A 16,609-nucleotide genomic window follows, 5' to 3' on the forward strand; every position below is an offset into this window, starting at 1 on the left:
CGTAGACTGGGCCACGGACAGGGAGGCGACCTCAATGGAGGTTGGCCATGCGCCAGTCTGACCTGTTTAGGCAACCGAAGCGCCCATGGAATGCTGGCCGTCTTATCGGCCCCAAGGCGCCGCTGAAGCCGAAGCATATCTGGGCCATTCGACAGCAGTCGAAGGTCGCAAAGAGGGTTCGCGACCTTGCGATGTTCAACTGCGCCCTAGATGCCAAGCTGCGAGCCTGTGACCTGGTTCGGCTCCAGGTCAGCGACGTAGCTCCCGGCGGCACGCTCCGACAACGGTCGATCGTTATCCAGCAGAAGACCGGAAGGCCGGTGCCGTTCGAGATCACCGAACCTGCGCGTGACGCAATCGCGGCCTGGCTTAAGGTCCGCGGCGAGCGTGAAGATGACTGGCTGTTCCTGAGCCGCAGCCGACCGGGTCAGCATATCGGCACCCGGCAGTACGCACGGCTGGTGGATCAGTGGGTTCGGATGATCGACCTGGAACCGCAGGGCTGCGGGACCCACAGTCTCCGGCGCACGAAGGTGTCGCTCGTCTACAAGAAGACCGGCAACCTTCGCGCCTGTCAGCTCCTGCTCGGCCACCGGAAGCTTGAGAGCGCCGTCAGATACCTTGGTATCGAGGTGGACGACGCTCTGGAGATGTCGGAACAGATCGACCTGTGACTCATGGCCGGGCCGGAAAGCGGGCCCGGCCATCGTCGCCTAAGGGTGGAAAGCGGAACTCGAGTGGTCGATAGTCACCCGATGTCTCTGCTCATTTTTACGGTTTTGGCTCTTAGCCAGACACAGCCGGTTGGCTCGGTGCCCTATTGTAGTCTGGCGAAATACACCTCAATCACTCAAAGCTACGATGACTTTGAATCAGGGTCTAACGGCTGGCGGCAATGGGGCGAGAACGGCTGCTATAGCGAGGCTGCTGAACTGCTAGCCAACTATCGTCGGGAAAACGATGCCTCACTAGGCGCAGCCCCGCGAAACTCACTCCTCTTTCACGAGGCCCAGCTACGGGCCTCAGCTGGAGAAAACTCCGCAGCAGCAGATTTGATCGATGAGATAGAAACAAGGTCCGTCATCGCACCGGTTGCAATCTACTATGCAGCTACAGCGGCTTTCCTTCGCAATGATAAAGTTCGGTTAAAACAGATGCGAAAGGAGCTCTCTGAAATGCCGATGCCGAAAGAGTTCGAAGATGCTCGGCGGCGATATGTCGAGGCCAACGGTGGGGAGGGTCCAAAGTGGCCCATGAATCTAGATGTCGTAGATGACCTCATAAAGTGTTTCGGCCAGCCATATCTGATCGCTTACAGTTGCTCCTATCAATAGCGCCGAGAGATGATTCCTCGGTGGGGCTAGAGCTGCCAGCGTTTGGTAATGATGGCTCCAAGTGCCAACTCACACGCTGAATGTCCGCAACGGGTCGAACGCGGACGTCAGGGCAGCGGAGATCCGGATGTCAGCTTCTCGGCCGTCAGCAAATGTCCGCTTCTGGCGCGAAGCGCCTGTGCCTGACACGTTGCTTACTTTGAGCAGAGCCGGTTTTCGGCAAGGCGCCTACCCGAGCGCAGCGGGCAGACGACCAGCACCCATCTGATTGATGCCGGCAGATAGGGATGCATACCCCGCATCAGCAATCTGTCGCTGCTCCTCTTTGAGGAATGCAAATTCTTTTAAGTGAAGGAACTGGTGAAGCACTCTCAGCTGGCACGTCGAGATAGACTGCTTCACTCGTGCTCTAGGGGTGATAGACAGTGAGCATGTTGAAAGTCCGCGCGCTGCCTACGGTCTGTGCCGACCGGCCCACCAGTTCAGTCTGCTCAGGCTGTGGTGCGCGTGCGTTCAGCGTCTGCGACGCGTTGTCGGAGGTCGATCTTGGGCGATTGGACTCGATCGCAGAACGCGTAGCGCTGGCGAGCGGCGACGTCTTGGCCAATGAGGCCGAACCGGTCTTGAACGTCTTCAACGTCACCTCGGGCGCTGTGCGGATATACAAGCTTCTGCCCAATGGTCGTCGCCAGATCACCGGCTTCCTGTTCGCCGGGGATTTCATTGGACTGACGGCGGGGGAGACCTACGCCTTCTCTGCTGAGGCGATTGAGGACACGACCGTATGTCGCTTCCGGGCCTCGGAGTATCGCGCCCTGGCGCGAGAGCGGCCCAGTCTGGAAGCGGCCTTGCTGAGTCGGGCGATGCATGAGCTGACGGCGGCGCAGGACCAGATGCTGCTGCTCGGTCGCAAGACCGCGCGTGAACGCCTGGCCAGCTTTCTGGTGACGATGCTTTCGCGCGATCCCTTGCGTCCGTCCGGCGATAACGCTGTGCGACTGCCGATGACCCGATCCGAGATCGCGGACTATCTCGGACTAACGATCGAGACCGTCAGTCGAGAGCTGACCAAGTTGAAGACCAGCGGCGTCATCCATGCCGTTTCCCTGCACGACTTGCGGATCGAGCGCCCTGACCGCCTGAAAGACATGGCGAACGGCGCATCCTAGGCGGCCGTGTCATCCGGGGGGAGGTCAGACGAAGATGTCCGTCGCTGCCCAGCCCTTCGACCCGAATGGAGCGGTCGAAGAGCGCCATCGGCGACGCCCGGTGGCTGACCAAGATCAGGCCTTGCCCCCGCGCGACCAAGCGGTTCTGAAGGCGGTCTAGGACCTGGGCCTCCGTCGCGGCGTCCAGGCCTTCCGTCGGTTCGTCCAGCACCAGCCAGGGCGCATCGCGCAGATAGGCGCGCGCCAGGCCAAGACGCCGTCGTTCTCCACCGGATAGCTGCTCGCCGTTCGGTCCGACGGGGGTGTCCAGCCCCAGCGATTCGGCGCGAATTCGGTCGCCCAGCGCGGCGTCGTCCAGCGCCGCCCACAGGGCCGCATCGTCGGCAGGTCCTGCAAGCAACAGGTTCTCGCGCACGGATCCGTTCAGCAGACGGACGTCCTGGGCCGCATAGGCGAACAGCTGACGCCGATCCTCCGGCGCGATGACAACGGCGTCCAATCCACCGAGCCGCATCTCGCCGGCTTGGGGTGTTCGCAAACCGATCAGGCGTTCGATCAGCGTCGTCTTGCCAGCGCCCGATGGGCCGAAGACGCCTAGGCGATAAGGCGGCGCCAGCTCGGCGCCAAGGTTTGCGAGACCGAGCGCCGCGCCGCGGAGCGGTCGATCGTGACGGGAGGACGCCGTGGGCATGGCGGCGTCGAGGCGAGACAGGGCCTGGGCGGCAGACCCGTTCTGGTGCAGGGCGACGACCAGTCCTCCGGCGGATTCGACGCCCATGACCGCCGCTAGGGCTGCCAGCGCGATCAGAGGCAGATCGGCTGGCAATGCGGCGGGAATGACAACGCCGACCGCGAGGGCGCTGGCCGCCGCCTGCCACACGGCCGTCCAGCCGCCCGATCGGGTCAGGGCGATCTGCGCCGTGTCGTGATCGGCGGCGACCTGCGCGACCTGCGCGCACGCCCAGTCGTCAAGACCGTAGGCCTTCAGCTCGGGGGCGGCGGCCTCCAGGGCGGCGAGGCGATCCTTCAGCGCGCCTGCGCCGGTCTGCAGCGCTCGGCCGGCGGGATCGGCGAGGCGGCGGGCGATAAGGACGCCGCCCAGGACGGCTGCGATCATCACGACGAACAGGGCCGCGCCGGCCGAGGGGGAGGCGAGGCTGGCCAGCAGCACGGCGGAAACGGCACCGGCGCCCAAGCTCCAGGGCGCCGAGCGGCGCACGAAGAGGGTCTGAACCGCATCCACGTCCTGAACCAGCCGGGCCGAGACCTCGCCGGACGACAGGTTCAGAGCGCGCTCGGCCGGCCCGGTGGCGATGGCGTCGAACAACTGCGGGCGCAGGCGGGCGAGCGCCTTCAAGGCAGCCTCATGGCCCGCGACGCGCTCAACATAGCGCCCGCCGGTGCGGACGATGGCCAGCAGGCGGACGATGGCGCTGGGCATCATGTAGTTGAAGCTCTGGGCGGCCGCCGCGCCCGCCAGGCCCGCAAAGGCTGCGCCCGTGATGAACCAGCCCGACAGCCCCAACAGACAGACGGCCGCCACCGAGACGACAGCGCCGCCGGCCGCGGCGAGCCGAAGCCGGGCGCGCTGGGCCTGAATCTGCGCGGCGATCAGGCCGGCGATGCGCGATGGGACTCTCATAACGTCACCACGCGGTCGGCCAGGGCGGCGACGGCTGGCGAGTGGGTAGCGATCAGGGTGGTGCGGCCGCGCGCGGCCTGACTGATGACGTCGAGCACGGCGCGTTCGGAGACCGGATCCAGATTGGCGGTCGGCTCGTCGAGCACGAGAAGCGGCGCCCGCTTCAGGATGGCGCGGGCCAGGCCCAGGCGACGGCGTTCGCCGCCCGACAGGCCGCCGCCACGCTCGTCGATGGGGCGATCCAGATCGCCGGACAGGCCGGCCGTGCGCGCCGCCATGACGATGCGGCCGGGGCAGGCGGTGCGATCCGCCAGGGCGATGTTCTCGGCCAGGGTTCCAGGCGTCACGATCGGGTGCTGGCTGGCCCAGGCGACCCGCCCGGCGATGTCGCCGCACTGGCTGAGCCGCGCGCCGCCCACCTCGACCTCGCCGCGCGTCAGGGGAGCAAGGCCGAGCAGCAGATGCAGAAGGCTGGACTTGCCCGCGCCGCTGGCGCCCATCACCGCCACGATCTGGCCCGGCGCAATGTCGAGGTCGAACCCGTCGATGACAGGGGCCGAGCCTTCATAAGCGATGGCGACATCGCGGAAATGGATGGCGGGCGCCAGGTCGCCGATGGGCGCGCGCTGGGCAGGGCGCGGGTCTGGCGTGATCAGGGATGGAGCCGCGGCCTCGGCGGCCTGGCGATCATGATAGGCGGCCGCCAGGCGGCGCAGCGGCGCATAGACTTCGGGCGCCAGGGCCAGCACGAAGAAGGCGCGCGACAGGTCCAGCGTCTCGGGAACGGGGAAGGGCAGCAGCCGCAACAGGTTGAAGCCGCAATAGACGGCGATCAGCGCGACCGACAAGGCCGAGAAGAACTCCAGCACGCCCGATGACAGGAAGGCGATGCGCATGACGCGGGCGGTGCGGCGCTCCAGCTCGTCCGAGGCCTGGGCGATGTGCACCGTCGTGCGGCCCACGGCGTCGAAGGCGAGAATGGCGGGCAGGGTGCGGATACGGTCGACGAACAGGCCAGACAGCCGCTCAAGCGCCTGAAACTGACGACGGCTTTCGCCCGCCGCAGCCGTGCCCGCCAGGGCCATGCCGACGATGAACGGGAACAGGGTGAACAGTAGAATGCCCGCCGACATTGGGCTGGCGATCGCGGCGGCGGCGATGATCAGCAGGGGCGAAACGCCTGCGGCGAGGCGCAAGGGGGCAAACCGCGAATAGTAGCTGTCCAGCGCGCCGACCCCTTCGACCAGGGCCGTCATCAGCGCGCTGGATCGCCGTCCTCGCCCAAAAAGGTCCGATAGGAGGCGGCCTCGGACGTCGGTCTTTACCGCCCGACCCAGCTTCGCGCCGACGATCACGGCGGCCTGGCCGATCAGGCCGCGCGCGATCAGGCTGAACACGGCTAAAGCCAGCCACGGCGCGGCGGCGGCCGGCGATACGGTCAGGCTGGAAATCGTCAAAGCCAGCCCCGCCGCGAAGCCGATCGCAGGCGCGACGTCCGCAATGGTCAGCACGCCGGTCAGCAGGGTCAGCCGCCCCCACGGACGACCGATCTGCTTCAGCCAGGCGGCCGCAGAGACAGGGGCAATTGGCACGGCGCTCATCAGGCGACTCCAGCGCTCGGCGCAGGCCGCGCGCCACTGGGCGAAACGTCGTTGGACGAAATGTCCAAGGACCAACCGTCCAATAGGGCCGGGCGTTCGCCGCCGCTTTGATCGAGATCAAGGCGGGCGTCCCGCGTACCGCCTACGGCCGACGAAACGTCGGTCCAGCAGACCGATTCCTCGGAGCAACGCCATGATCGACCTCGCGGTCGTCGACCTGTCCCGGCTGCAGTTCGCGCTGACAGCCCTTTACCACTTCCTGTTCGTTCCCCTGACGCTGGGGCTGTCGTTCATGCTGGTCATCATGGAGTCGATCTATGTGATGACCCGCCGGCCCATCTGGAGGACGATCACCCGGTTCTGGGGCGTCTGCTTCGGCATCAACTTCGTGCTGGGCGTCGCAACCGGCATCACCATGGAATTCCAGTTCGGCATGAACTGGAGCTACTACAGCCACTATGTCGGCGACATCTTCGGCGCGCCGCTGGCCATCGAAGGGCTGATGGCCTTCTTCCTGGAGGCGACCTTCGTCGGCCTGATGTTCTTCGGCTGGGACAAGCTGAAGCCGCACGCCCACCTGTTCGTCACCTTCATGGTCGCGCTGGGCACCAATCTGTCGGCCCTGTGGATCCTGATCGCCAACGGCTGGATGCAGAACCCGGTCGGCGCCGCCTTCAATCCCGACACGATGCGGATGGAGGTCACGGACTTCATGGCTGTGGTGTTCAACCCGGTAGCCCAGGCCAAGTTCGTTCACACCGTCTCGGCCGGCTATGTGTGCGCCTCGGTCTTCGTTCTGGGCGTCTCGGCATTCTATCTGCTGCGTGGCAAGCACGTCGGCTTCGCCAAGCGGTCGATGACGGTGGCCTCTGCGTTCGGTCTGGCGGCGTCGCTGTCGGCCGTCGTGCTGGGCGACCAGTCCGGCTACAATCTGACCGACAACCAGAAGATGAAGCTCGCCGCTCTGGAGGCCATGTGGCACACCGAGCCTGCACCCGCCGGCCTGACGCTGATCGGCGTTCCCTCGATGAAGGACCGCGAGACCCATTTCGGCGTTCACGTACCGTGGATCATGGGGCTGATCGCCACCCGCACCATCGACAAGCCCGTCGAAGGCATCTTCGAACTGGTCGCCACGGCTGAGGACCGCATCGAATCCGGCGTCATCGCCTATGATGCGCTGGAGAAGGTCAAGGCTGACCCGGCCGATCCCGCCGCGCGCGGCGTGTTCGAGACCCACCGCCGCGACCTGGGCTATGGCCTGCTGCTGAAGCGCCATGTCGCCGATCCCCGCCAGGCCACGCCGGCGCTGATCCAGCAGACCGCGTGGGAGACGGTGCCGAACGTCCCGGCCCTGTTCTGGAGCTTCCGCATCATGGCGGGCATCGGAATGTTCATGATCGCCCTATTCGGGACCGCCTTCGTGCTGTGCACCCTGCGCAAGCATCATACGAAGTGGTTCCTGCGGTTAGCCGTCTTGGCCATCCCGCTGCCGTGGATCGCGATCGAGTTCGGGTGGATCCTGGCCGAGTTCGGTCGCCAGCCGTGGGCGGTGGAGGGCGTACTGCCCACCTTCCTGGGCGCCTCGTCCCTGACCGTGCCACAGCTGTCGGCCACGATCGTCGGCTTCACCCTGCTGTATGGCGCGCTGGCGGTGGTCGAGGTGCGGCTGATGCTCTTCGCCATCAAGAAGGGGCCGTTTCACGAACAGGAGACGTTCGGCGAACCCAGCCCCGAAGCCCTGGCCGAGCGCGTTCCCGCGCCCGCCGTGGCCTGACCCAAGACCTTAGGACATCCGACAATGGATCTTCCCCTCGACTTCGCCACGCTTCGCCTGATCTGGTGGGGGCTGCTGGGCGTGCTTCTGATCGCCTTCGCCCTGACCGACGGTTTCGACCTGGGCGTCGGCGCCCTTCTGCCCTTCGTCGCCAGGACGGATGAGGAACGCCGCATGGTGATCAACACCGTCGGCGCCACCTGGGAAGGCAACCAGGTGTGGTTCATCCTGGGCGGCGGCGCCATCTTCGCCGCCTGGCCCTTCGTCTACGCCGTCAGTTTCTCGGGCTTCTACCTGGCCATGTTCCTGGTGCTGTCCGCGCTGATTCTGCGGCCGGTGTCTTTCAAATATCGCTCCAAGCGGGCGTCGCCGAAGTGGCGGTCGTTCTGGGACTGGTGCCTGTTCATCGGTGGTTTCGTTCCGGCCCTAGTGTTCGGGGTGGCGGTGGGCAACGTCCTGCTGGGCGCGCCCTTCCATCTGGATGGCGACCTGCGGTCCTTCTACGACGGCACGCTGCTCGGCCTGTTCACCCCCTTCAGCCTGATCGCCGGCCTGTTGTCGGTGGCCATGCTGGTGCTGCACGGCGCGGCCTGGCTGTCAGTCAAGGCCGAGGCCGGCCCGGTGATGGAGCGGGCGCGTCTGTTCGGCACGGTCGCGGCTGTTCTGGCCCTGTTCCTGTTTGCGGTCGGCGGACTCTATGTCGCTTACGGCGGCCTGGGCTACCGGATCACCGGCGCGCTGGACGTCAACGGCTTCTCCAATCCGCTGCGCACGACGGTTCAGGCCGCGCCCGGCGCCTGGCTGGACAACTACGCCCGCTATCCGTGGATGCTGATCGCACCGGCCTTGGGCTTCCTGGGTGCGCTGGTCGGCCTGGTCGGGATGTGGCGGCGGTCCGCGCCGCTGGCTTTCGGCGGATCTTCCATGTCCACCGTGGGCATCATCTCCACCGTCGGCCTTTCGATGTTCCCGTTCATCCTGCCCAGCTCGGTCAATCCGCAATCCAGCCTGACGGTGTGGAACGCCTCATCCAGCCATCTCACCCTATTCATCATGCTGATCTGCACGCTGATCTTCCTACCCTTGGTGCTGCTCTACACCGCCTGGGTCTATCGCGTGCTGTGGGGCCGCACGTCGACCGCCGCCCTCAAGACCAACCCCGACCTGTACTGACCTAAGGAGCGCAGAACCATGTGGTATTTTTCCTGGATCCTGGGGCTTGGCCTGGCCGTCGGTTTCGGCGTGCTGAACGGCCTGTGGCACGAGTTCCATCTGTTTGACGAAGGCGACGCCGGCCTGTCCACGCCCGACGCATCGAAAGAGGGCGATGTCCCTCTCTAGCCCCGCGCGCCTGTCCGTTCGCGACCTGATCGCGCGCTATGACGCCCATGCGCCGCGCTATACCTCCTATCCGACGGCGGCCCAGTTCACGCCTGCCGTCGGGCCCGGCGAATGGGCCGACTGGCTGGAGCGCTTGCCCTCCGATCAGCCGGTCTCGCTGTATCTCCACCTGCCGTTCTGCAAGCGGCTGTGCTGGTACTGCGGCTGCAACACCCGGGCGGTGAACCGACCCGGCGTCATCTCCAGCTATGTCGATCTGCTGCTGCGCGAGGCGGATTTGGTCCTGGCCCGGATTGGCCGGCCGGTCCGTGTCGGATCGATCCATCTGGGCGGCGGCACCCCGAACATGCTGCCGCCGGACGATCTGGAACGACTGTTCGCCGGTCTGTCCGCGCGGTTCGACCTGGGCGACTGTTTCGAGGTCGCAGCCGAGTTGGATCCCGAAGTCCTGACGCAGGAATGGGTCGAGGCAGCGGGCCGCATCGGCCTGAGCCGCGCCAGTCTGGGGGTGCAGGACCTGTCTCCACGAGTGCAGGCGGCGGTGAACCGGCCCGAACGTTTCGAGACCATCCGTTGGGCGGCCGAAGCCTTGCGGGGGCAGGGCGTGACCTCCCTCAACCTAGATCTGATGTACGGCCTGCCGCTTCAGGCCGTCGAGAACGTCATCACCACCCTGGGCCAGGTCACGACGCTGAGGCCGGAACGGATCGCCCTGTTCGGCTATGCTCATGTCCCGTGGATGAAGCCGCATCAGCGGTTGATCAACGACGCCGACCTGCCGGACGCCGAAGCGCGCTTCGCCCAAAGCAGGGCGGCGGCGCGCTATCTGGTCGGCAAGGGATGGCAGGCGATCGGGCTGGATCATTTCGCCCTGCCGCACGACGGGCTGGCGGCGGCGGACCGGGCCGGACGGCTGCATCGCAACTTCCAGGGCTACACCACCGACGCCGCAGAGGTGCTGATCGGCCTGGGCGCCTCGTCGATCAGCCGCACGCCCAGGGGCTATGTTCAGAACCACGCGCAGGAACGCGACTGGCGCCGGGCAGTCGGGGCGGGCGACCTGCCGGTCGCCCGAGGCGTCGCCCTGACCGAAGGCGACGCGTTCGTCAGCGAGATCATCGAGCGGCTGATGTGCGATTTCGTCGTTGATCTTGCGCCCATCGTTCGACGTCGCGGTCGAGACCTGTCGGACGTCGCCGGCGCCTTGTCCCCGTTGGAGCGCTTCGTCGACGACGGTCTGGTGCGGATCGACGGGACAGTGGCGGCGGTGACCGACCTGGGCCGTCCGTTCGTCAGGGCGGTTTGCGCCGCCTTCGATCCCAATGCGGCGGCTCTTCAGCAAAGGCATGCGCGGGTGGTGTGAGTGGACAGATTGTCCACCCCCTGAGCGATTTGCGCTGGATCAAGGCTTAGGTTTCCGCCGCGGCGCACACCCCGCTCAGACGCCTGACGAAGGCCGCACGAGGCGGCCAGGGCGTCGGGGATCAGAAGATGAATACCAAGACCCTGCTGCTTGCCGCCGTCATTTTCGCCGCCTGCGCCGCGCCAGTCCTCGCTCAGACATCCGTCGCCTGGGAGGCCCCGAAGAAGGGCGACTTCCTGGTGAGCGGGCGCGTCACTGATGTCTTTTCCCAGGCCGATGACGCGATCACCACGGCCGCAGGCGCGGACACCGGCCTGGAGGTGGACATTGGCGACAGCGTCATGCCAACCCTGGGCTTCACCTACTTCCTGACCGATCACCTTGCGGTCGAGGCGATCCTGGGCACGACCCGACACGAAATCCGCGCCCAGGGCAGCGCAACGGACATGGCCGTGCATGAGACTTGGGTCCTGCCGCCGGTCGTCACCCTGCAGTACCGCCCCCTCAGCCAAGGGAGCTTCAGCCCCTATGTCGGCGCGGGCGTGAACTACATGCTGTTCTACAGCGGTAAGGACAAGAACGGCTTCACCGTCGATCTGGACGACGGTTTCGGCTACGCGCTCCAAGCGGGCGCGGACGTGGGCATTCAGGGCCCCTGGAGCCTGAACCTTGACGTCAAGAAAGTCTGGTTCGAAACCGAGGCCAAGATCAACGACGGCGCCCTGAAGTCCAGCGTGACCCTCAATCCGTGGGTCCTGTCGTTGGGCGTCAGCTGCAAGTTCTAGCCGGAGCCCCTAGGGGTCGCCGACCTTTGTCCCATTGACTGGAACACCGATGCGGCGCTTTTTTCCGAAAGAGCGGCAGGGAACATCAATGGTCGCGCAAACGGGAAACGGCCACGGCAAGCTGATCAAACAGGCGCTGGACGCCGCCGGAGGTGAGGCTCGTTCGGCCCTGGCGGCGTCATGGCGACGGTCGATGTCGCTTTATGGGCTCGATCCTGAGGATGAAGGCCGACCGAACACCCTGACAGACCAGGAGTTGCGCGAAGCCCGGGACGCCCTAGAGCCGATGACAACGGCGGCTCAGGACTCGCTTGACCGACTGTTCCTCGCCGTCGGCGACACAGGATGCTGTGTCCTTCTCACCAACGCTGAAGGGGTGACCCTGGAGCGGCGAGGCGCAGCGGCGGATGATGAGATCTTCCGCCGCTGGGGATTATGGCCCGGCGCGGTCTGGTCTGAGGCGGTCGAGGGTACAAACGGCATCGGCACGGCTTTGGCCGAGCGTCGGCCGCTGACCATCCATCGCGATCAGCATTTTCATACCCGTAACACGGCGCTGAGTTGCACCAGCCATCCCATCTACGGTCCAACAGGGCGGCTGGCGGGCTTGTTGGATGTCTCGTCGTGCCGGGCCGATGCGACGCAGTGCGTATTGGGCTTGATCGCGGCGGCGGTGGCGGACGCTGCGAGAGCGATCGAGGCGCAAACCTTCCGGCAGGCCTTTCCCCAGGCGCGCATCGTGCTGACCGACGATGCGGCCGGACGAAACACGGCGGCTCTGCTGGCGGTTGACCAGGACGATCTGGTGGTTGGAGCGACGCGCGCCGCACGCCTTGCGCTCGCGATCACCGACGACCGGATCGCAAACCAGCTCGCGGCGTCGGAGGTGCTGGGCGTAGGCGCCGTGAAAGCCGATCTTCTGAACGCCGAACGCGGCGCGGTGCGTCGCGCGCTAGCGTTGAGCGGCGGCAATGTCTCGGCGGCCGCGCGCGCTCTTGGGGTCAGCCGCGCGACCCTGCACCGCAAGCTGCACCGGCTCGGCCTTTCTAACGCACCTTAGCAAGCGATCTGTCGCAGTTCTGCGACAGGTTTGCGCCGCAGCATGGCAGCGGCGTATGGCGTCACGTGCTCCGCAGGATGACCTTCTGATCCAAAGACGTCGACAACCGACGCCAGAGGACAACGCAGGAGGCCTTCATGACCAAGCCCGAATTCATTCGCGCCGCGACCCCCAAGTTCAAGGCGCGCTACGAGAACTTCATCGGCGGACAGTGGGTCCCGCCCGTCAACGGCCGATACTTCGAGAACACCTCCCCGGTGAATGGCCGCGTATTGTGCGAGGTCGCACGATCGGACGCGGCCGACGTCGAACTGGCCCTGGACGCCGCCCACGACGCCAAGGACGCGTGGGGGCGAACCAGCGTCGCCGAACGCGCCGTCATCCTGAACAAGATCGCTGACCGGATCGAAGCCAATCTGCAAGTCGTCGCAGAGGCGGAGACCTGGGACAACGGCAAGCCAGTGCGCGAGACGACGGCCGCCGATATTCCCCTTGCGATCGATCATTTCCGCTATTTCGCCGGCTGCATCCGGGCCCAGGAAGGCGGAATCTCGGAACTGGACCACGATACGGTCGCCTATCACTTCCACGAGCCGCTTGGCGTGGTGGGGCAGATTATCCCCTGGAACTTCCCAATTCTGATGGCGGCTTGGAAAATCGCTCCAGCTCTGGCAGCGGGTAACTGCATCGTGCTGAAGCCGGCAGAACAGACTCCGGCGTCTATCCTCGTGGTCATCGAACTGATCCAGGACCTGCTGCCGGCCGGCGTGCTGAACATCGTTTCGGGCACGGGGGCCGAGGTGGGCGAGCCGTTGGCCACCAATCCGCGCATAGCCAAGATCGCCTTCACAGGCTCGACCGCCGTTGGCCAGAAGATCATGGGCTATGCGACCCAGAACCTGATCCCGGTGACGCTGGAGCTTGGCGGCAAGTCGCCGAATATCTTCTTCAAGGACGTGATGGATCACGACGACGCATATCTGGACAAGGCGCTGGAAGGCTTCGCCATGTTCGCGCTCAATCAGGGCGAGGTCTGCACCTGCCCCAGCCGCGCCCTGATCCATGAGGACATCTATGAGGCCTTCATCGAGAAGGCGATCGCCCGGGTGGAGTCGATCGTCCAAGGCGACCCTCTGGACCCGGCGACCATGGTGGGGGCGCAGGCCTCGACCCAGCAGCTCGACAAGATTCTCGGCTACCTGAAGCTCGGCAAGGAGGAGGGCGCCGAGGTCCTGACCGGCGGCAATCAGGCCGCGCTCAAGGACGATCTGGCCGGCGGCTATTACATCAAGCCCACCGTGTTCAAAGGCACCAACGACATGCGGATCTTCCAGGAGGAAATCTTCGGTCCGGTCCTGGCGGTAACGACCTTCAAGACGCTGGAAGAGGCCATCGCCATCGCCAACGATACCGAATACGGCCTGGGGGCCGGGGTTTGGTCGCGCGACATGAACACCGCCTATCGCGCCGGCCGCGCCATCCAGGCCGGACGGGTCTGGACCAACTGCTATCATCAATATCCGGCCCACGCGGCCTTCGGCGGCTACAAGAAGTCGGGCATCGGGCGCGAGAACCACCGCATGATGTTGGACTACTATCAGCAGACCAAGAACCTGCTTGTCAGCTACAGCCCCGACAAGTTGGGCTTCTTCTAATCCGGGCGCAGGATGGCCGATCGCGGATTGGCCATCCTGCGTAGGGTCCTATCATCAGCCACTCACTCGGGCAGGCCTGCAACTGTCCACAGTGGTGCTGCTGCGAGTAGCCCGGACAGGGGACGGTTTGCGAGCCGCTGAACGTCAGCGTTCGAACTTTGAGGCAATGTCCGCTTCTGGCGCATCAGCGCTGTCTGAGGCGTATGGTGAGGAGGGGGCGTTGATCGTGGGAGGCGGCCATGAGCCAGCCCGATCTTTTTTGTCTACCTCGTAAGCCCTGGAATGCTGGTCGGATGACTGGAGCCAAGGCTCCACTCAAGCCTAAGCACATCTGGGCAATCCGACAGCACCTCAAATCGGTTGGATCGGTCCGGGATTTGGCGATGTTCAACATCGCGCTGGACGCGAAGCTCCGAGGCTGTGATCTGGTGAAGCTTCGGCTAGCGGATATCGCTCAAGGCGGAGCCATTCGCCAACGCTCGACCATCATTCAGCAAAAGACAGGTCGCCCGGTCCCGTTCGAGATAACTGAGGCCGCGAGGGAGGCGTTAGCGCATGGGCTCGAGCGCCGGGGGTGCCGACGCGACGACTGGCTGTTTCCCAGCCGTAGCAAAGAGGGCGCGCACATAGGCACGCGCCAGTATGCTCGGCTGGTCGATACTTGGGTGAGAATGATCGACCTAAACCCAAGTGCGTATGGGACCCACAGCCTGCGACGGACAAAGGTAGCGTTGATTTACAAAAAGACCGGAAATCTGCGCGCGTGTCAGCTTCTGCTCGGTCACGGAAAGCTGGAAAGCACCGTTAGATACCTCGGCATCGAAGTCGATGACGCTTTGGAGATATCGGAACAGATCGACCTCTAAGCCCGCTTTCGGGCAGTTCTTTGGAGAGCGGACTGCCCGAAATTCTGCTTAGGGTGGAAAGCAGACCTAGGCTAAGCACAGATTTTTCGGACATTCGCCGAGGTTCGCAATACCCCCTAGTCGTCGGCCCACCGATGTCCGCTGTCGGCGCATCCGAGGGTGACATCTATCGCACCCAAGCCTCAATCTAAACTCCGCCTGGCTTTGATTATCTTCGGCTTGCCCGCATTATCGACGGCGACCATGACGAACTGGGCCGTGGTCGAACGTCGCCTTTCTCCCGTCAGGAGGCGTTCGGCCCACAGTTGCACCTCGACCGAGAGGGAGCTTCGCCCGACCATCTTCACGCGCGAGACCAGTTCGACCATGTCGCCGCCGTCGATCGGGGCCTTGAAGTCGATGCGGTTGGTCGCGGCCATGACCATGACTTCGCGCGCATGACGGGTCGCCGTGACGAAGGCGGCCTTACCCATAAGCTTGAGTGCATCGCCGCCAAAAAGGGTGCCGTAGTGGTTGGTCGTGCCGGGAAAGACCATCTCTGCGGTCCTCAGCCAACCGTCGTCCGCTTCGCCTGCCTCATCGAGGGGCACCAACGGTTGATCATCGTCCGCCGGCCTCAGGGCGACCATGTTGAAGGCCCCGCGCGTGCACAGGCGGCGCTCGCCGCTGAGCAGGCTTTCGGCGTGCAGTTCGACTTCGACGCCTAAAGAGGAGCGCCCGATCCGAACGACGCGGCCGACCGCCTCGACCATCTCGCCGATCCGGGCCGGAGCCGCGAAATCGATCCGCTCGCATCCGGCCGTGACCACGGCCCGTCGCGCATGACGGCTCGCGGCCAGAAAGGCGACCTTGTCGAGGTGGGCCAGACCAACCCCGCCGAACAGGGTGCCATGGTGGTTGGCGTCGCCGGGGAACACCATGTCGATCAGGCGCACCCTCACGGCTCGCACCTTTCCGCGCCGTAGTAGAGGTCGCGGGACAGTTCCTCGCGCACGATCTCGGCCCCGGCGCTCAAGGCGCGCAGCTTGCCGTTGGCGACGCGGCGCGACAGGGGCGCCATACCGCAGTTGGTGGCCGGATAGAGTTTGTCGGCGTCCACGAACTGAAGCGCCTTGCGCAGCGTGTCGGCCACCTCTTCGGGCGTTTCGATCGTGTCGGTTGCGACGTCGATGGCGCCGACCATCACCTTCTTGCCCCGGATCAGTTCGATCAGATCCATCGGCACGCGCGAGTTCTGGGCTTCGAGCGAGATGATGTCGATGCTGGAGGTCCGAAGCTTGGGGAAGGCCTCTTCATACTGCCGCCATTCCGAGCCGAGCGTCTTCTTCCAGTCGGTGTTGGCCTTGATGCCGTAGCCGTAGCAGATGTGGACCGCCGTTTCGCACCTCAGCCCCTCGGCCGCCTTCTCGAGGGTCGCCACGCCCCAGTCGTTCACCTCGTCGAAGAAGACGTTGAAGGCGGGCTCGTCGAACTGGACGATGTCGACGCCGGCGGCCTCCAGTTCGCGGGCCTCCTCATTGAGGATTTTGGCGAACTCCCAGGCCAGTTTTTCGCGGCTGCCGTAATGGTCGTCATACAGGGTGTCGATCATCGTCATCGGCCCGGGCAACGCCCATTTGATCGGCTGGTCGGTCTGGGCGCGCAGGAACTTGGCGTCCTCGACGAAGACCGATTTCGGACGGCTGACGGCGCCCACGACCACCGGGACGCTGGCGTCATAGCGATTGCGGATTCGCATGGTCTTGCGGTTCTCGAAATCGACGCCGTCGAGGTGTTCGATGAAGGTCGTGACGAAATGCTGGCGGGTCTGTTCGCCGTCGCTGACGATGTCGATGCCGGCCCGGCGCTGATCGTCCAGCGACAGGCGCAGGGCGTCACGCTTGGCCTCGATCAGGTCATCGCCTTGCAGCTTCCAAGGCGACCAGAGCGTCTCGGGCTCGGCCAGCCAGACGGGTTTGGGCAGGCTGCCGGCGGTCGAGGTCGGGAGAAGGGTTTTCATGAGGGGAGACTCTGAAA

General features: G+C 65.1%; 15 protein-coding genes. 11 read left to right on the forward strand and 4 right to left on the reverse strand.

Translation table 11 applies throughout. The features are described from left to right. Window positions 1-47: 47 nt before the first annotated feature. The 3 genes from ASF81_RS10325 (at window position 48) to ASF81_RS10330 (ending at window position 2,503) form a co-directional block, all read left to right on the forward strand. Window positions 48-674: a tyrosine-type recombinase/integrase gene (locus tag ASF81_RS10325; protein WP_055808308.1), complete on the forward strand. Its 627-nt coding sequence runs from the start codon at window positions 48-50 to the stop codon at window positions 672-674. Window positions 675-755: 81 nt separating this feature from the next. Beyond that, the gene (locus ASF81_RS15080; protein ID WP_156363213.1) at window positions 756-1,334 is read left to right on the forward strand and encodes a hypothetical protein; all 579 of its coding nucleotides are present in this window, start codon (window positions 756-758) and stop codon (window positions 1,332-1,334) included. A 554-nt stretch (window positions 1,335-1,888) separates the two neighbouring features. Beyond that, window positions 1,889-2,503: a helix-turn-helix domain-containing protein gene (locus ASF81_RS10330; protein ID WP_235559307.1), complete on the forward strand. Its 615-nt coding sequence runs from the start codon at window positions 1,889-1,891 to the stop codon at window positions 2,501-2,503. On the opposite strand, the gene ASF81_RS10335 is transcribed toward ASF81_RS10330, so the two are convergent. Both ASF81_RS10335 and cydD read right to left on the reverse strand, forming a co-directional pair. After that, window positions 2,424-4,145, reverse strand: coding sequence for an amino acid ABC transporter ATP-binding/permease protein (locus ASF81_RS10335; protein WP_200932940.1), 1,722 nt, complete (start codon window positions 4,143-4,145; stop codon window positions 2,424-2,426). The two genes, ASF81_RS10330 and ASF81_RS10335, sit on opposite strands and share 80 nt — an antisense overlap. Further along, window positions 4,142-5,746 carry a thiol reductant ABC exporter subunit CydD gene (gene cydD, locus ASF81_RS10340; RefSeq protein ID WP_055808494.1) on the reverse strand — a complete coding sequence of 535 codons (1,605 nt, stop codon included), beginning with the start codon at window positions 5,744-5,746 and terminating at the stop codon, window positions 4,142-4,144. The genes ASF81_RS10335 and cydD overlap by 4 nt, the downstream gene beginning before the upstream one ends. Before the next feature lie 196 nt (window positions 5,747-5,942). Between cydD and ASF81_RS10345 the strand changes: the two genes are divergently transcribed. The 8 genes from ASF81_RS10345 (at window position 5,943) to ASF81_RS10380 (ending at window position 14,593) form a co-directional block, all read left to right on the forward strand. Continuing rightward, window positions 5,943-7,523, forward strand: a complete 1,581-nt coding sequence (locus tag ASF81_RS10345) for a cytochrome ubiquinol oxidase subunit I (protein WP_055808496.1) — start codon at window positions 5,943-5,945, stop codon at window positions 7,521-7,523. Window positions 7,524-7,547: 24 nt separating this feature from the next. Continuing rightward, window positions 7,548-8,696 (forward strand): cytochrome d ubiquinol oxidase subunit II, encoded by a 1,149-nt coding sequence (cydB, locus tag ASF81_RS10350; RefSeq protein WP_055808313.1) that lies wholly within the window; start codon window positions 7,548-7,550, stop codon window positions 8,694-8,696. 18 nt (window positions 8,697-8,714) lie between these two features. Further along, window positions 8,715-8,864, forward strand: a complete 150-nt coding sequence (gene cydX, locus ASF81_RS10355; RefSeq protein ID WP_017504187.1) for a cytochrome bd-I oxidase subunit CydX — start codon at window positions 8,715-8,717, stop codon at window positions 8,862-8,864. Then, a complete protein-coding gene (gene hemN / locus ASF81_RS10360) occupies window positions 8,851-10,227 on the forward strand; it encodes an oxygen-independent coproporphyrinogen III oxidase (protein WP_055808315.1) in 1,377 nt (458 codons plus the stop codon). Before cydX ends, hemN begins: the two co-directional genes overlap by 14 nt. 128 nt (window positions 10,228-10,355) lie before the next feature. Continuing rightward, window positions 10,356-11,012 (forward strand): OmpW family protein, encoded by a 657-nt coding sequence (locus tag ASF81_RS10365; protein ID WP_055808317.1) that lies wholly within the window; start codon window positions 10,356-10,358, stop codon window positions 11,010-11,012. Between the two features lie 88 nt (window positions 11,013-11,100). Beyond that, window positions 11,101-12,072: a GAF domain-containing protein gene (locus tag ASF81_RS10370; RefSeq protein ID WP_055808319.1), complete on the forward strand. Its 972-nt coding sequence runs from the start codon at window positions 11,101-11,103 to the stop codon at window positions 12,070-12,072. Between the two features lie 137 nt (window positions 12,073-12,209). After that, window positions 12,210-13,727 (forward strand): aldehyde dehydrogenase family protein, encoded by a 1,518-nt coding sequence (locus ASF81_RS10375; RefSeq protein ID WP_055808321.1) that lies wholly within the window; start codon window positions 12,210-12,212, stop codon window positions 13,725-13,727. Between the two features lie 239 nt (window positions 13,728-13,966). Next, the gene (locus ASF81_RS10380) at window positions 13,967-14,593 is read left to right on the forward strand and encodes a tyrosine-type recombinase/integrase (RefSeq protein ID WP_055808323.1); all 627 of its coding nucleotides are present in this window, start codon (window positions 13,967-13,969) and stop codon (window positions 14,591-14,593) included. Between the two features lie 182 nt (window positions 14,594-14,775). Here ASF81_RS10380 and ASF81_RS10385 read toward each other — a convergent pair whose 3' ends face one another. Together ASF81_RS10385 and ASF81_RS10390 are read right to left on the reverse strand one after the other, a co-directional pair. Then, complete coding sequence (locus ASF81_RS10385; protein ID WP_235559308.1) at window positions 14,776-15,534, reverse strand: acyl-CoA thioesterase; 759 nt, start codon at window positions 15,532-15,534, stop codon at window positions 14,776-14,778. Then, window positions 15,531-16,592, reverse strand: coding sequence for a methionine synthase (locus tag ASF81_RS10390; protein WP_055808499.1), 1,062 nt, complete (start codon window positions 16,590-16,592; stop codon window positions 15,531-15,533). The genes ASF81_RS10385 and ASF81_RS10390 overlap by 4 nt, the downstream gene beginning before the upstream one ends. Window positions 16,593-16,609: the final 17 nt, after the last annotated feature.

Origin of the sequence: Brevundimonas sp. Leaf168, from assembly GCF_001423685.1 — a bacterium.
Lineage (GTDB): Bacteria > Pseudomonadota > Alphaproteobacteria > Caulobacterales > Caulobacteraceae > Brevundimonas > Brevundimonas vesicularis_C.

Coding starts and splice junctions, on each gene's coding strand:
- ASF81_RS10325 (WP_055808308.1), top strand. CDS start 48: ATGCGCCAGTCTGACCTGTTTAGGCAACCGAAGCGCCCATGGAATGCT.
- ASF81_RS15080 (WP_156363213.1), top strand. CDS start 756: ATGTCTCTGCTCATTTTTACGGTTTTGGCTCTTAGCCAGACACAGCCG.
- ASF81_RS10335 (WP_200932940.1), bottom strand. CDS start 4,145: ATGAGAGTCCCATCGCGCATCGCCGGCCTGATCGCCGCGCAGATTCAG.
- cydD (WP_055808494.1), bottom strand. CDS start 5,746: ATGAGCGCCGTGCCAATTGCCCCTGTCTCTGCGGCCGCCTGGCTGAAG.
- cydB (WP_055808313.1), top strand. CDS start 7,548: ATGGATCTTCCCCTCGACTTCGCCACGCTTCGCCTGATCTGGTGGGGG.
- cydX (WP_017504187.1), top strand. CDS start 8,715: ATGTGGTATTTTTCCTGGATCCTGGGGCTTGGCCTGGCCGTCGGTTTC.
- hemN (WP_055808315.1), top strand. CDS start 8,851: ATGTCCCTCTCTAGCCCCGCGCGCCTGTCCGTTCGCGACCTGATCGCG.
- ASF81_RS10365 (WP_055808317.1), top strand. CDS start 10,356: ATGAATACCAAGACCCTGCTGCTTGCCGCCGTCATTTTCGCCGCCTGC.
- ASF81_RS10370 (WP_055808319.1), top strand. CDS start 11,101: ATGGTCGCGCAAACGGGAAACGGCCACGGCAAGCTGATCAAACAGGCG.
- ASF81_RS10375 (WP_055808321.1), top strand. CDS start 12,210: ATGACCAAGCCCGAATTCATTCGCGCCGCGACCCCCAAGTTCAAGGCG.
- ASF81_RS10380 (WP_055808323.1), top strand. CDS start 13,967: ATGAGCCAGCCCGATCTTTTTTGTCTACCTCGTAAGCCCTGGAATGCT.
- ASF81_RS10390 (WP_055808499.1), bottom strand. CDS start 16,592: ATGAAAACCCTTCTCCCGACCTCGACCGCCGGCAGCCTGCCCAAACCC.